Genomic DNA, 14,659 nt, shown 5'->3' with positions numbered 1-14,659 from the left:
TCAGCGCTGTACAACCGTTCGTGCGGCGTGATAAGCGCTCGATCAGCTCTCGAACGAGACGATCTGCTCGAATGTCCAGCAAGCAACCTCCTCCGCACGTCACCGCTGCCCACGCGGCGGGGCTGACCGCGCTGCTCGGCGCGACGGATGCTGCCGGGGAGAACGAGCGCGCGGGGAGCGCGGAGCGCCACTTCGAGCGGTCGCGACGGGCGCGGTCTTCGCGATCCGGTCCGCGCGCGCAGCCCACCGCTGGCCCGCACCCGCCGCAGGGCGGCCCGTCGACCGCGGGCGGCGCGCGGGAGTACCTGCGCACCGCGCCGACGCGCTCGCCGGTGCTGAACGCGTTCCTGAGCGAGCTCGGCACGGAAAGCGAAGCGCTCGTGCCGGCGAGCGTCCACGTCTTCGACGAGCACACCCTCGCGCCGAGGCTCGTCGAGCTCGCCCGCCAGCGGGTTGTCTCCATGCTGCTCGCCGTGGGCAGGACCGAGGTCGCCCTGACCCTGGCGCAGATGCCGACGATCGCCAACGAGCGCGCCGCGAGGCTCTTCATGAGGCAGGCGGTCCACGTCGGCGGCGATCTCGGGGTGATCACGGGCGACTACGCGCGGCACTACCGGCGTTCGGGGGCCCCGGAGCGCGACGATCAGCGAGCGGGCTGCATCATGGCCGCGTTCGCCGGGCGCCTGTGCGCGATGGCGGAGAGGCTCCTCGGCTCGCACGTGCGGGCCGAGCTGCGCGCCGCCCTGGAGACGCTGACGGCGCAGGGCAGCCCTCCTGCGCGGCGGGCGCGCGCGAGCGATCTCCGCGCGCCGCAGGGCGCCGGGCGGGGCGCCCCCGCGACGGCGGCGCGCGACGCCGCGAGCTCGGCGACACGGCCGCGGCGCAAGTAGGCGGCGCGCGGTCCGGGTCGGATCCTGTTGCGGGGCGCCCGTTCGTTTGCTTCGTTGGGCTCGAGGCGCCCCGGCCGCTCGACCCCTGAGCCATGGCGTGCGCATTCCCAGCGAGAGGTCGAGGCTCATGAATTCGCTCGCAGAAGGCAGCGTCGTCGCCGGTAGGTACCGCCTCGAGCGGATGCTCGCGCGGGGCGGGATGGGGGCGATCTGGGTGGCCCGGCATCTCCAGCTCGACGCCGTGGTCGCGGTCAAGCTCATGGCGCCCGAGTACGCCGCTTCGTCCACCGCGCGGGCGCGCTTCGAGCGCGAGGCGAGGGCCGCGGCGCAGCTCAAGATACCGAACGTCGTCCACGTGCACGATTACGGGATCGAGGACGACACGCCTTTCCTCGTGATGGAGCTCCTCGACGGCGAGGATCTCGAGGCGCGGCTCTCGCGGGAGGGGCGCCTCTCCGGGGCCGCGACGCTGAGCATCGTCACGCAGGTGTGCAAGGCCCTGCGCCGCGCCCACGAGATGGGGATCGTCCACCGCGACCTCAAGCCGGCGAACCTCTTTCTCTCGCGGCAGGACGAGGACGAGCTCGTGAAGGTCCTCGACTTCGGGATCGCCAAGGCCCAGGGCACGCTGCTGGCCGGCCAGGAGACGAAGACAGGCACGCTCGTCGGCTCGCCCTATTACATGAGCCCCGAGCAGGTTCGCCGCAGCAAGACCCTCGACTGGCGCAGCGATCTCTGGTCCGTCGGCGTGATCGCCTTTCGCTGCCTCACCGGCGGCCTCCCGTTCCCGGGCGAGGAGATCGGCGAGGTGTTCGTGGCGATCTGCACGGAGGACATCCCCCTCGCATCCAGCCTCGTGCCGGAGCTCGGGCCCGAGATGGACGGGTTCTTCTCGCGGGCCCTCGCGCGCGACCCGGCGCACCGGTTCCAGAGCGCGAGCGAGCTCGCCGAGGCGCTCGGCGCGGCGGTCGGCGCGGCAGGGGCGGGGACTCGAGCGCTCCAACCATCGGTTCCCGCCGAGGGGGCGCCTCCGCTGCTCGCCGTAGGCGGCGCCGCGCCGGCGGCGAGCCCGGATGCGTTGGGGGCGCGTCCAGATGCGTTGGGGGCGCGTCCAGATGCGTTGGGGGCGCGTCCAGATGCGTTGGGGGCGCGTCCAGATGCGTTAGGGGCGCGTCCAGATGCGTTAGGGACGCCTTTAGGTGCGGCGAGCCCTGGAATGATGGGAGCGAGCCCTGGCACGATGGGCGCCGCCGTCAGCGCGTCCGGGCCCACGCTGCGGCACGAAGCCGTGGGCCCCATGCGCGGCTCTCCGAACGGTGGAGCGCCGGAGAGCGCTGCGTCGGCGTTTCAGGGGCCCGTCGGCACGCTGGCGTCCACCGGAAATACCATCGCCCCGGCGACAGCTGGCGGCCGTCGCGTCTGGATCCCGCTGGCCCTCGGCGCCGGCGCGCTCGCGCTGGGGCTCGTCATCTACGCCGTCGTTCGCGCCCCGCTGCCGAGCGACGCGCCGGCGCAGCGGCTCGTCCCGGCAGACTCGCCTGCTCCCGCGGTAGCGCTGTCCGCGACGACGCCCTCCGCGACAGCGACGGAGCCTTCGCCGCCTCCCTCCCACAGCGCACCCGCTCCGGCGAGCGCACCTTCAGCCCCCGCGGCGGCGACGAGCGCATCCGCGTCCGCGCACACGCCGCCTTCGCCTTCCATCAAAAAAGGGACGCCGCTACCCAAGAGGCCCAGGACCGCTCCTGACGATCCCACCGATCATATGTGACCTCCTCATGCGCCGCTCCGACCTGCGCCCGCCCCGCCCTCCCGCCGGGCGCGCAGCGCGGGGCTCATGCGCTCACGCACGAGATCGAGGAACACCTTCACCTTCGGCGACAGGTGTCGCGTGACGGGATAGACGACGTGGAGCGGGACGTCGACCGGGCTCCACCCGTCGAGCACGCGCGAGAGGCGCCCCTCGCGCACGTCGAGCTCGCAGCGCATGGCAGGCAGCATCCCGATGCCCACGCCCGCGAGCACGATCCGGTGGAGCACCTCGAGGTTGTTCGCCGTCGCCCGCGGCGTCACGCGCACCTCGGCGCGCCGCGCGCCCCGGTGGAGCACCCACCGCGCGCCGGGCGGCTCCCCCGCGCGCGCCCCGGCGGACGCGACGACATCGTGGCCCGCGAGGTCCGCCGGCGCGCGGGGGGCGCCGCGGCGCGCGATGTACGCGGGGGCCGCCACGAGGTAGCGCGGGAGCGCCCCGAGGCGGCGCGCGACGAGCGAGGTGTCGCTGGGCGCGCCGAACCGCAGCGCCGCGTCGAACCCCTCTGCGACGAGGTCGACGATGCGATCCGTACAGACCACCTCCACGCTCGTCTCGGGGTGACCGCTCAGGTACTCGGCGACCACGCCGCCTAGCCACCCGAAGTGCAGCGGCGCCGTGATCCGCAGGAGCCCGCGCGGCCCGTCCTGCATCTGCGTCACGGCCCGATCCGCGTCGTCGACGTCGGCCACGATGCGCGCAGAGCGCTCGAAGTACACCGCGCCGACGTCCGTGAGGCTCAGCTTGCGCGTGGTCCGCCGGAGCAGCTGCGCGCCGAGCCGCGCCTCGAGCTCGGACACCTTCCGGCTCACCGTCGACTTCGGCATCCCGAGCTCGCGCGCGGCCCGCGTGAAGCTGCCGGCCTGGACGACCCTGGTGAAGACCGCGATCTCGTTGAGGTCGGGCAACATCGAATTGTTCCATCTATGGAACTACTCTTCCCGAAGGTCAACACTAATCAAGGCAGCGGAACAGTCATAGGTTCTCTCCTGGATGGGCGCTCGGCGCGGTGCAGACGCGGCGGCTCGCGTGCGGCTCACAGGTGAACCGAGGAGCCCACTTGGAAGGAGACACGCATGTACTTGGTCACGGGTGCTACCGGGAACGTCGGGAAGGAAGTCGTCGAGCAGCTCCTCTCTGCTGGAGAGAAGGTCCGAGTCTTCACGCGCGATGAGCGCAAGGTGGCCCACTGGGGGGCCAGGGTCGAAAAGGCCGTGGGAGACCTCGGCCGACAGGACACGATCCTGCCGGCGCTCGACGGCGTGACGGCGGCCTTCCTGCTGCCGGTCGCGGACGCCGATGGCATCGATCACGTTCGCGGCTTCCTCGCCGCGGCGCAGGCGAGCGGCGCGCCCCGCGTCGTCCTCCTGTCGAGCCTCAGCGCCGGCGCGCCGACGGTCCAGCTCGCTCACCGGCACGCCGAGCGGGAACACCTCGTCAAGGCGTCAGGGCTCCGCTGGACGGTCGTCCGCCCTGGCACGTTCATGTCGAACACCTTCCAGTGGGCCCGGTCCATACGGGCCGAGCGCACGGTCTACAACCCGCACGGGGACGGCAAGACCGCGCCCGTCGCGCCGCGCGACATCGCCGCGGTCGCCGCGCGCGCGATGCTCACTGGCGAGCTCCTGGGACAGGCGCTGGAAGTGACGGGCCCCGAGCTCCTCAGTACGCCGGATCAGGTGGAGATCCTCGCGCGCGTCCTCGGAACGCCGCTGCGGCGCGTGGACGTCTCGGTCGACGCCGCCAGGCGGAGGATGATCGAGGCCGGGACCCCGCCGTCGTTCGCCACGGCCATCGGCGAGCTCATCGAGCGCATCCGCGCGGGCAACGGCGCCGTGCAGACCGACACCGTCGAGCGCGTGACGGGGCAGAGACCGATGACCTTCGAGGCCTGGGCGCGTGAGCACGCGCGGGCGTGGACCTGAGGCTGACGCCGGCGAGGACAGGCGACGTCGGCGCCGCGCGCCCGAGCGCGTCGATGCCCGCGCGAGCCGGGCTCACCCGCTCGGATGGGTGTTCTTGTAGAGACGCAGGCTGTTGCGGATCGCCATCGTCACCGTCATCGGTCCGACGCGGGGCACGAACACGCTCGCCTTGCTCTGGATATCGTCGCTGAAGTTCTTGAAGGTGGAGAAATTGATGCAGAGGGCACCCTCGCGGATTTCGGCGCCCTGCACGTGGGGGAAGCTCCGCGAGGGCACGCCGGTCACCACGATGTCCGCCTCCCGCAGCGCGCCCGCCCGGTCCACCGTCGTCTCGCGCACCTCGTGCGTGTCGCCGGAGGCGCTGGGCACGAAGAGCAGGGGGCCGTCGATATCGAATGAGGTCACCTGGGCTCCGTCGTGCGCCATCATGCTGGCGAGCGGCCTCCCGACGACCTCGCTCCGGTTGAAGATGCACACGCGCCGGCCCTCGAGCGGCCGCTCCCCCGCGCCGAAGAAGCCGGCCGCCTCGACCAGCTTGAGGATGGCCAGCGGCGTGCACGGCAGGATCGCCTTCCTGGTCTTCGCCTCGTCCAGGAAGCGCTGGTTCTGGTACAGGCAACGTGCCCAGAACGTGTGGAGCCCCTCGATGTCCTTCGAGGGATCGACGCTGTCCCGCAGGTACACGTCCTGCTCCGTGCCGAAGATCGGGTAATACACCATGATCCCGTGCACGCGCGCGTCCTCGTTCGCCGCGCGGATGGCGTCCTCGGCGTCGAGCCGCGTCGCCTGGCGGATCTCGAAGCGGATCCCCACGCCCTCGCACGCCTTGCGCGTGTACTCCGCGTACGTGTACGACGGCCCGTGATCCGCCGCGAGCACACCGACAAGGAACAGCGGCTCGGGCAGCTCCGCGAGCTCCGCCCGGATCCCGTGGCGGAACGTCTCCGCCACCGCGGTCGGATCGAGGACGCTGGCCGTGCGAGTGTCCGGGCTCGGCGGAATGTGGTGAGGGTCCATCCTGGGGCGGAGACGAGCACGCGCGAGCATCGGTGTCAAGCTTCCGGCGGGTCAGCGCTGCCTGCGCTGGCTCCTACTTTGGCTCCTACTTTGGCTCCTACTTTGGCTCCTACTTTGGCTCCTACTTTGGCTCCTACTCTGGCGCTTGCTCCGGTTCCTACGTTGGTTCCTGCTCTGGTGCCTCTGGTGCCTCTGCTTCCCGCTGGCGCGATGCGCGAGCGGCGACTCGGGCGCTTCATGGCATGAAGTTCCGCAGGGCGGTGTCGCGCCGCGCCGGACATGCGACGTGCCCCATCCAAACCATGGTTCCGGCGCGGGCCGAGGAGGAGAGCCGGCCGGGAGCAGAGACTCCAGCCTTCCGCAGCGCCGTCCGCACCCGGCTCACGAGCTCATCCTGCGGAGGACCGCCGCTTCGCGCCCTCGTCGGCGGGCGCCACCACGCGGTGGGCCTCGGTCTCGGCGGGGCTGCCGGCGCCGGGCACGCGGAGCACCATACCGCCCTTGCCTCGCAGCTCATCGACGAACTCCGCGCCGAACACCTCCTCGGGTGTGTCGCCGTCGCGTCCGCCCATGCCCGAGAGGCCTTCGAGGCTCGCGATGTTTCCGTCTCGGCGTCTCGGCGCCGGCCGCGAGCGCAAGACATCGTCCCGGGTCACCTTCAACGCCACGACGTCCTCGCGCATCACCTCGATCCAGGATGCGGGGAAGTCGGCCTCGGCGCCCGCGGGGCCGCGCACGCGGAGCCGCGAGATGTCATTGCCCGGGTCGTTCGCGCCGATGCCCACGAGCTGCACCTCGGCCTCGTCGGCGGTCATCACCCGCGTGTCGGGGCCGAGCTCGACCGTATCTTCCGTGACCCCGAGCGCCTCCTCCAGCTCCTGCCTCCGCTCGGGCGGCTGCGGCACGAGCGAGGTATCGACACGCCCCGGCGGCTGCGCCGTCGTCCGCCCCTCGTAGTACCGAGGCAGCGCCAGGAGCTCGTCCCGGCCGGGCCGTAAGCGCAGGTGCCCGTCCGCCGTGCCCTGCACGAGATCCATCGAGATCAGCAGCTCCTCGCTCGCCAGCGGAGAACGGAGCACCACGTGGGTCAGCACGCCCCGCTCCCGGTCGACCAGGACGCGGTCGAGCACGCCCGCATCGAGGCCGCCGTCGGCCATGACGGGCATCTCGAAGTCGATCTGCATCGGTCCCTCCTCGGCGGCGAAACGCCTCGAGCTCGAGCGAGAACCTGAGACGGTCGGACGCCGATGTCCAGGGGAGCACGGCGCGGATACCTGTGACCGGTCGGCCCCATCCCATGGGCCGGACGCGGCGCGCGGCCTCCCCACCGCAGGTGGTCGCCGGTCCTCGGCTCATCGGCTCATCGGCTCATCGAGCTGGCGAGTCAACCAGGCTCGCTGACGGGTGGTGGGGTACCGCGACGCCGTGACCTCGTGACGGCGTGACGCCGTGAGATCCTGCGTGCTGCAATCCTGTGCGGCTGTATCGCCGGGAGGCCGTCGATTGCGATCTATGCGTGGCGTGCGCGTGACCGCGCGTGACTGTGCGTGGCCGCGCGTGACGACCACGCGCGAGTGGCTTTGCGTTGAGCCGTGACTGAAGTGGTGTTAGGGCTGGAGATCATGCTGATGACGCGAGCTCGATACGCAATGCTGATGGGGCCAGCCGTCCTGGGGCTGGCGTTGGCGCAGGCCTGTTCGACGACAGTACGAGACTTCGGAGGTGGCGGCAGCGGCGGCGATGGCGACAGCGGCGGTGACGACAGCGGAAGTGCCAGCAGCGGCAGCGCCAGCAACGGCGGTCATGGCGCCGGGACGAGCGGCGGGGGCAGCAACGTCGGAGGCGGGAGCAGCAGCGAGGGCGGGGGCAGCAGCGTGGGAGGCGGGAGCAGCGGCGACGGCGGGAGCAGCGGCGACGGCGGGAGCGACGGCGAAGGCGGGGCTGCGCCGGTGTGTACGCCGGAGACCGATGGTGAGCTCTGCAGCGCGCGCGATCAGGAGTGTGGCGGCTTCGAGGCCGTCGATCGGTGCGGCGAGGCCCGGCGGGTCGTCTGCAGCGAGTGCGCGCTGCCGGCGCGCTGCGGGGGCGGCGGCGAGGTGAACCGCTGCGCCGCGCACCCGTCGCTGGTCGGCGTGGACGGCTACATCCTGCAGGAGGGCTCGCTCGGAGGGCGTTTCCACGTCACCTTCGCCAACGACGGCGTGGCGACCGCCGGCGGCTTCTGCTGCGCCGATACCGTCGAGGCGGCGCGGAGCGCTTACCCGGGCAAGAACATGATCGTATTGCCCGGTCAGTCCCGGGTGACCGCCGGAGAGGTGCCCTCGCTCCGGCGCGTCGACGGGTACATCGTCCCTTCCCGCCCCGGCGACGCGGGAGCGTTCCGGGTCGAGTTCGCCATCGACGGCGCCCTCACCGGCGAGGGGACCTGCTGCGCCGAGAGCATCGAGGCCGCGCGCGCCGCGAACCCCGGCAAGAACCTCGGCTACCTCCCCGAGCTCCCCATGTGAACGGAGACCGGCGCGCCGGGGACGTATGGATGCGCCAGAACCTTGGCACAGCGTGGCGCAACTCCTGCGCGTCGTCAGCGTCTATTCCCGCAGATTTGCTGCTCAAGCGCGCCGGTACGTCATTGGTACGTCGTTGGTACGTTTGATGCAGTTCACGCGCCGGCCGCTGGGGATGTGCCAGCGCCTCTCGGGAGGATTTGGACTTATGCGCGTACGCTTCAATGCTCTCCGCCGACGCTGGAGCTCTCCCCATCTGCTCGCCGCGCTGGCGCTCGCAGGCGCGGTCGCGGCGGGGTGCTCCTCCGATGTGGCCACGCCCCCGCCGTTTGGTCGCCCCGATCAACCGCGGAACGGCACGCTCGAGATCGACGAAGCGCAGCTGCGGGGCATGATCGATGAGGAGGGCGATCTGCGCCTCCAGATCCCGGTGCGCAACCTGACCGCCGGCGCGACGAGCGGTCACCTGCGCGTCACGCTCGTCGATCTCGACGCGGACAAGGAACAAGGCACGACCGAGATCGACGTGGAGATCGCGGGCCAGGCGGCGGCGACCGCGGAGGCGCGCTTGCCGGCGCCGACCGTGAGCGGGCAGCCGGGCCTCGCGCGGTACCTCGTCCGCGTCGACGACGGATCGGAGGAGGGGCTGCTCGTGACGCGGAGCCTGCTCCGCGTCATCCCGCCCTACGACGTGCAGCTCGAGGGGCCGGCGCGCGTGGTGCGCGGGCGCCCTGCGAGCTACCGCGTGCGCGTGACCGACGTCTTCTCCCGCCAGCCGGTGCCCCAGGTGGACGTCGATCTCGCGGTGGGCGAGGGCGGGCGGCCGCTCCGCGTCACGACCGACGCGCTGGGCGCCGCGGTGTTCGAGGTGGAGCCCGGCGAGATCGGCTCGCAGCCCGTCTCCGCGCAGGCGTTCGGCTTCGGCGTCACCGCGGCCGTCACCGCGAGCGTCACCGTCGAGGGCCCCGGCCCGAAGCTGCTCCTCACCACCGACAAGCCGCTCTACAAGCCCGGCCAGACGATCCACCTGCGCGCGCTCGCGCTCGAGCGGGGGAACAACGCGCCGATCGTCCGCACGCCGATCACGTTCGAGGTGGAGGACGGCAAGGGCAACAAGATCTTCAAGAAGCCCATCACGACCGACGCTTACGGCGTCGCCGCGACGACGTTCCGGATCGGCTCCATCGTGAACACCGGCGAGTTCAAGGTGCGCCTCGTGAGCGGGGAGACCACGACGGAGAAGGTCGTGACCGTGGGGCAGTACGCGCTGCCCAAATTCGATGTCGCCGTGAGGACCGACAGGCCCTGGTACACCGCGGGCGACACGCTGACCGGCACGATCGACGCGCGTTATTTCTTTGGCAAGAACGTCGCCGGCGGCAGCGTGACCATCGAGGCGTCGTCGCTGGATGTCGGGCAGACGACGTTCCAGCGCATCGTGGGCCAGCTCAACGCCGAGGGCCATTACGGGTTCAGCCTGATGCTGCCGTCGAGCCTCGCCGGCCTGCCGCTGGAGCAGGGCGACGCGGCCGTGATGCTGGCGGTCACCATCACGGACACGGCGGGGCAGGAGGTCACGAAGACGATCCCGGTCAAGGTCGCCGCCGACGCGGCCTCCATCGTGCTCGTGCCCGAGGCGCGCGAGCTCGTCCCGGGGGTACCGAACACCCTGCTCCTCTTCGTGACAGACCCCCTCGGGGCGCCGCTCCCCGACACGGAGGCGGTCATCACCGCGCCGGACGGCACGAAGCTCACAGCGCGCACCGACGCCTTCGGCCAGGCCGCGGTGAGCTTCACCCCGCCGGTCGCCACGGCGGACGCCGCGTTCGAGGTCGAGGCGACGGTGGGAGAGCGGGCGGTCACGCGGAAGTTCACGTTCGGCACGCAGGCGGGCGGCGAGCACCTCATCGTGCGCACCGACCGGGCCGTCTACGAGACGGGCGAGACGGTCGAGGTCACCATCGAGTCGAGCGAGGAGACCGGCAGCATCTACGTCGACTGGCTGAACGACGGCCAGGCCGTCGACATGCGCTCTCTCGAGCTCGAGGGCGGGCGCGCCCATTTCAGCATGCCCGTCGACGCCGGCCTGCTCGGCAGCAACCGGGTCGAGGCGTACCTCGTCGACGACGATGGCAACCTGGTCCGCTCCGGCCGCACGCTGTTTGCGCGGGGCGACTCCGCGCTGACCGTCCAGGTCGAGGCCGACAAGCCCCTGTATGCGCCGGGGGAGACGGCGACGCTGCGGCTCTCGGTCAAGGACGACGCGGGCAATCCGAAGGTCGCCGCGCTCGGCGTCCAGGTGGTCGATCAGGCCGTCTTCGCGCTTGTCGACGCCCAGCCCGGGCTGCTCCGCACCTACTTCGAGCTGGAGGACGAGTTCGCGAAGCCGAGCTACGAGATCCACGGCCCGGCCGCGAACCTGCAGGACCTCCTGTTCAACGCGACCGCGAGCGAGGATCCCGCGCAGGCCGACGCCGCGCAGGTGAAGACCCAGGCCTCGCTCGCCGCGCTCGCCGGCACGTCGCTCACCGGCCTCCAGGCGCGCACGTGGCCCGCCGTGCTGGCGAAGGTGCCGGAGGAGCTCGCGCCGTTCTACGAGCGCCAGAAGGGCGTGATGAAGCCCTGGCTCGCGGAGGCGACCGCGGCCGCCGCGCAGGAGCTCAAGGCGCTCGGCTGCGATAGCAACCAGTTCAGCTGCAACGGGAGCGTGTATGTCGAGCTGCTCGGGAGCCGCGTCGCCGAGCGCCTGAGCGGCTATGACGTGTGGGGCAACGCGTACCGGGTGGTCTCCAGCTGGAGCGGGCTCTCGCTGCAATCGTCGGGGCCCGACGAGGTGGCGGAGAGCCAGGACGACGCGACGTTCGCGTTCGCGTTCAGCGACCTCGGGGTCCAGGTGCCCCCGCAGGAGTGGAATGAAGGGGGCATCCCCGACGCGGACGGCGGGTGGGCCAATGGCGGCGCGACCGGCGGTACGGGCGCGGGCGGCGCCTCCGGCGGGGATCCCACCGCGGAGCCCGGCGGCGACAACGGCGCGGGCGCGCCGCGCGTCCGGCGCGAGTTCCCGGAGACGCTGTATGTCAACCCGAGCGTGATCACGAGCCCTGACGGCACGGCCACCCTGAGCATCCCGCTCGCGGACAGCATCACCGAGTGGCGGCTCTCGGCGCTGGCGAACTCGGCCGACGGCAAGCTCGGCGGCATCCAGAGCGGCTTCAAGGTGTTCCAGGACTTCTTCGTCGACGTGAACTTCCCGGCGACGCTCACGCGCGGCGATCAGGTCGAGTTCCCGATCGCCGTCTACAACTACCTGGAGACGCCGCAGACGGTCGATCTCAGCCTCGAGCCGGGGAGCTGGTACACGCCGCTCGGCGCGACGTCGATGCAGGTGTCGCTCGCGGCGGGCGAGGTGAAGGGCGTCCGGTTCCCGGTGCGGGTGGACACGGTGGGCGTCAACTCGCTCACCGTCACCGCGCAGGGCAGCGCGGGCGCCGACGCCGTGGCGCGCACCGTGCGCGTGGTCCCGGACGGGAAGCCCTTCGCCGAGAGCCAGTCCGGCATGCTCGCGCCGGGCAGCGCCGCCCACGCGGTGTCGTTCCCCGAGGGCGCGGTCCCCGGCTCGAACCAGCTCTATCTCGAGATCTACCCCGCGTTCCTGTCGCAGGTCGTGAGCGGCATGGACAGCATGCTCCAGGTCCCGAATGGCTGCTTCGAGCAGACCACCTCGACGACCTGGCCCAACGTGCTCGTCACGCAGTACATGAAGCAGACAGGCCAGATCACCCCGGAGATCCAGATGAAGGCCGAGTCGCTGATCTCGGCGGGGTACCAGCGATTGCTCACGTTCGAGCACTCGGGCGGCGGCTTCTCGTGGTTCGGCGAGCAGGACGGGCACCCCTACCTGTCGGTCACCGCGTTCGGCGTCATGGAGTTCGCCGACATGATCAAGGTCCACACCGTGGACCCGGCGATGCTCGCCCGGACCGTCGCCTGGCTCGCCGGGCAGCAGAAGGCGGACGGCACGTGGGAAGGCGACCAGACCGAGTTCTTCAGCTTCCACACGGGCACGCTCCGCAACAGCGCCTTCGTGCTCTGGGCGCTCGCGAGCGCGGGGTATACGGGGCCCGAGATCGGGGCGGGGCTCGCCTACCTGGGCCGCTCGCTGAAGCCGGCGACCGACGACCTGTACACGCTGGCGATCGCGGCCAACGCGCTCGCCGTGGCCGACCCCTCCGGCGCGCTGACGGACCAGGTGCTCGACGCCCTGGATGCGCGCAAGACGGCGGAAGGAGACGCGTTCTACTGGGATGACGGCGGCACGCAGACCTCGTTCTACGAGTCCGGGAACGACGCCAAGGTCACGACCACCGCGCTCGCGGCCCACGCGCTGCTCTCGGCGGACGCCCACCGGCCGAGCGCCGACGGCGGCGTGAAGTTCCTGACCCAGTCGAAGGACCCGAACGGCAACTTCGGCTCCACCCAGGCGACGATCTGGAGCCTGCGCACGCTGCTCCTCGCCGCGAGCAAGGGGACGGAGGGCGCCACGGGGACGGTCACCGTCTCGGTCGACGGCGCGGCGCTGCCGAACCCTGTCTCCCTGCGCGCGGACCAGGCCGACGTGATGACGACGGTCGACCTCTCGGGCCTCGCGACCACCGGCGCGCACGACGTCACGATCGCGTTCTCGGGAGAGGGGAAGCTCAGCTACAACCTCGTGGGCCGCCACAACCTGCCCTGGAGCGCGGTCCCGAGCGACGCGGCAGGTCCGCTCGCGGTCAGCGTGACGTACGACAAGACCCAGCTGTACGTGAACGACATCGTGACGGCGTCGCTGAGCGTCACGAACAAGACGGACTCGGCGCAGAGCATGGTCCTCGTGACCGCGGGGCTCCCGCCCGGGTTCCAGGTCCTGACCGAGGATCTCCAGGAGTACATCGCCGCGGGGCAGCTCTCGAAATTCGAGATCACGGGCAAGCAGCTGATCCTCTATGTGAAGGAGATCCCCGCGGGCCGCGCGGCCACCTTCGCTTACCGGCTGCAGGCGACCATGCCTGTCAAGGCGGGGGACGGCGGCGCCGAGGTGCACCCGTATTACCAGCCGGAGCAGCAGAGCTTCTCCGGAGCGCAGACCCTCGTGGTGGCGGCGCAGTGAGGGGCTGAGCCAGAGGGGCGCCGGCCGCGCAACGGCGGCCGGCGCGGCCTGCGCCCCTCCGTCGGCGAAGCGGCGGCGGGGGGTGGTCAACTTTGCCCGAGAAAGATCACAGGGAGACGGGGAGACGGGGAGACGGGGAGATAGGGAGATTTACTGAGTTCTTTCTCCCTGCCTCCCCGCCTCCCTTTTCGAATCTGACCAGCTCCCGCCGGCGCGTGGATCAGGGGCAGGCGACGCGCCAGGCGTCGAGGTCGAGCTTCTTGATCAGCGTCGAGAGCCCGAGCGGCTTCGTCGTGGCGCAGACGGCGTTCGCCTTCGCCTGGGCGACGTACTCCGCGTGGAAGACCGCCTTGCCGGCGTCGATGAACGGCGTGAGCATCTCGCACTCGTCGTACGAGTAGCACTCCTCGTTGAGCGCCCAGTCGAAGCTCGCCACGAGATCTTCGACCTGATCGAGATCGTTCTTCAGCCCGACCGACAGCCCGCGCGCGTGCGCCTCGGCGGCGAGGAAGCGGTTGTAGTCGAGCTGTGTCTTCGCGGTCAGCGGGAAGCCGGGATCGTTCGTGTAGCCGTCGACGTTGTCGGGCTCCACGCCGTCGCAGCGCTTCTCGACCGCCAGGTCGAGCCGGGCCTTCATGACGTCGCGCACGCCGTCGCTGCGGGTGTCGAGCCACCGCTCGTCAGGCCAGCCGTCGAGCGGGTTGCCGATCGCCGCGGCGGGGAACTTCGAGGCGTCGCTGCGATAGTCCTCGACGCTCCCGGCGCTGAAGTAGCAGATCACCTTCTTCCCGGCCGCGCGCAGCGCGTCGATGGTCTTCTGCGGGGTCTCGAAGAGATCGATGTCGTACATGGCGACGTCGAGGCTGGTGTCGATGGTGCCCGTGAGCTGCCATTGCCACGTCGTCCCCGGTGCTGGCACCCAGACGCCGCCGCCTGTCGCACCGCCGGAGCCTGTCGCGCCGCCGGAGCCGGTCGCGCCGCCGGAGCCGGAAGCGCTCCCGCCGCTGGAGGCGCCGCCGGCACCAGAGGCGCTGCCGCCGCCGGAAGCGCTCCCGCCGCTGGAGGCGCCGCCGGCGCCAGAGGCGCTGCCGCCGCCGGAAGCGCTCCCGCCGCCTGAGGCGCTCCCGCCGCCTGAGGCGCTCCCGCCGCCTGAGGCGCTGCCGCCGCCCGTCGCCCAGCCGCTGCCGGTCGTGCCGCCGGTTCTGACCCCATCGCCGTTCGCCGCAGAGTCCATCTCCGTGTCGGCGCTCGGCTCCGTGCCGGCGTCCGGCCCCGCGCCGCACCCGGCGGCGAGCGTTGCGGTCAAGCACACGAGGGCACAGCGCAGAGCGCCGCGGATCGCAAGAGCGGACGCTGGACGGCTGGGA

9 protein-coding genes are annotated in these 14,659 nt (G+C 71.5%); 5 read left to right on the top strand and 4 right to left on the bottom strand.

The window, feature by feature from the left end:
- Nucleotides 1-71: 71 nt before the first annotated feature.
- Both WME90_RS21110 and WME90_RS21105 read left to right on the top strand, forming a co-directional pair.
- Nucleotides 72-890 carry a hypothetical protein gene (locus WME90_RS21110; protein WP_437282963.1) on the top strand — a complete coding sequence of 273 codons (819 nt, stop codon included), beginning with the start codon at nt 72-74 and terminating at the stop codon, nt 888-890.
- Nucleotides 891-1,017: 127 nt separating this feature from the next.
- Complete coding sequence (locus WME90_RS21105) at nt 1,018-2,658, top strand: protein kinase domain-containing protein (protein WP_437282962.1); 1,641 nt, start codon at nt 1,018-1,020, stop codon at nt 2,656-2,658.
- A gap of 5 nt (nt 2,659-2,663) precedes the next feature.
- On the opposite strand, the gene WME90_RS21100 is transcribed toward WME90_RS21105, so the two are convergent.
- The gene (locus WME90_RS21100) at nt 2,664-3,608 is read right to left on the bottom strand and encodes a LysR family transcriptional regulator (protein ID WP_437282961.1); all 945 of its coding nucleotides are present in this window, start codon (nt 3,606-3,608) and stop codon (nt 2,664-2,666) included.
- Between the two features lie 165 nt (nt 3,609-3,773).
- Between WME90_RS21100 and WME90_RS21095 the strand changes: the two genes are divergently transcribed.
- Nucleotides 3,774-4,622, top strand: a complete 849-nt coding sequence (locus WME90_RS21095) for an NAD(P)H-binding protein (protein WP_437282960.1) — start codon at nt 3,774-3,776, stop codon at nt 4,620-4,622.
- 72 nt (nt 4,623-4,694) lie between these two features.
- Here WME90_RS21095 and WME90_RS21090 read toward each other — a convergent pair whose 3' ends face one another.
- Entirely contained in the window at nt 4,695-5,669 is a 975-nt protein-coding gene (locus tag WME90_RS21090; RefSeq protein ID WP_437282959.1) for a bifunctional methylenetetrahydrofolate dehydrogenase/methenyltetrahydrofolate cyclohydrolase, read from the bottom strand.
- A gap of 359 nt (nt 5,670-6,028) precedes the next feature.
- The gene (locus WME90_RS21085) at nt 6,029-6,823 is read right to left on the bottom strand and encodes a hypothetical protein (RefSeq protein ID WP_437282958.1); all 795 of its coding nucleotides are present in this window, start codon (nt 6,821-6,823) and stop codon (nt 6,029-6,031) included.
- Between the two features lie 444 nt (nt 6,824-7,267).
- On the opposite strand from WME90_RS21085, the gene WME90_RS21080 reads away from it, so the two are divergent.
- Nucleotides 7,268-8,146, top strand: coding sequence for a hypothetical protein (locus WME90_RS21080; protein ID WP_437282957.1), 879 nt, complete (start codon nt 7,268-7,270; stop codon nt 8,144-8,146).
- A 205-nt stretch (nt 8,147-8,351) separates the two neighbouring features.
- Nucleotides 8,352-13,292: an MG2 domain-containing protein gene (locus WME90_RS21075; RefSeq protein ID WP_437282956.1), complete on the top strand. Its 4,941-nt coding sequence runs from the start codon at nt 8,352-8,354 to the stop codon at nt 13,290-13,292.
- Nucleotides 13,293-13,512: 220 nt separating this feature from the next.
- On the opposite strand, the gene WME90_RS21070 is transcribed toward WME90_RS21075, so the two are convergent.
- Nucleotides 13,513-14,604, bottom strand: coding sequence for an endo alpha-1,4 polygalactosaminidase (locus WME90_RS21070; protein ID WP_437282955.1), 1,092 nt, complete (start codon nt 14,602-14,604; stop codon nt 13,513-13,515).
- Nucleotides 14,605-14,659 lie beyond the last annotated feature (55 nt).

Origin of the sequence: Sorangium sp. So ce375 (genome assembly GCF_051473855.1) — a bacterium.
GTDB lineage: Bacteria > Myxococcota_A > Polyangia > Polyangiales > Polyangiaceae > Sorangium.
The sequence above is the reverse complement of the archived record's forward strand: the minus strand, read 5'-3'. Positions and strand labels throughout refer to the sequence as shown.

Bases quoted from the DNA above. Each gene is read 5' to 3' on its own strand.
- WME90_RS21090 (WP_437282959.1), bottom strand. From the start codon at position 5,669: ATGCTCGCGCGTGCTCGTCTCCGCCCCAGGATGGACCCTCACCACATT.
- WME90_RS21080 (WP_437282957.1), top strand. From the start codon at position 7,268: ATGACGCGAGCTCGATACGCAATGCTGATGGGGCCAGCCGTCCTGGGG.
- WME90_RS21105 (WP_437282962.1), top strand. From the start codon at position 1,018: ATGAATTCGCTCGCAGAAGGCAGCGTCGTCGCCGGTAGGTACCGCCTC.
- WME90_RS21085 (WP_437282958.1), bottom strand. From the start codon at position 6,823: ATGCAGATCGACTTCGAGATGCCCGTCATGGCCGACGGCGGCCTCGAT.
- WME90_RS21075 (WP_437282956.1), top strand. From the start codon at position 8,352: ATGCGCGTACGCTTCAATGCTCTCCGCCGACGCTGGAGCTCTCCCCAT.
- WME90_RS21100 (WP_437282961.1), bottom strand. From the start codon at position 3,608: ATGTTGCCCGACCTCAACGAGATCGCGGTCTTCACCAGGGTCGTCCAG.
- WME90_RS21095 (WP_437282960.1), top strand. From the start codon at position 3,774: ATGTACTTGGTCACGGGTGCTACCGGGAACGTCGGGAAGGAAGTCGTC.
- WME90_RS21110 (WP_437282963.1), top strand. From the start codon at position 72: ATGTCCAGCAAGCAACCTCCTCCGCACGTCACCGCTGCCCACGCGGCG.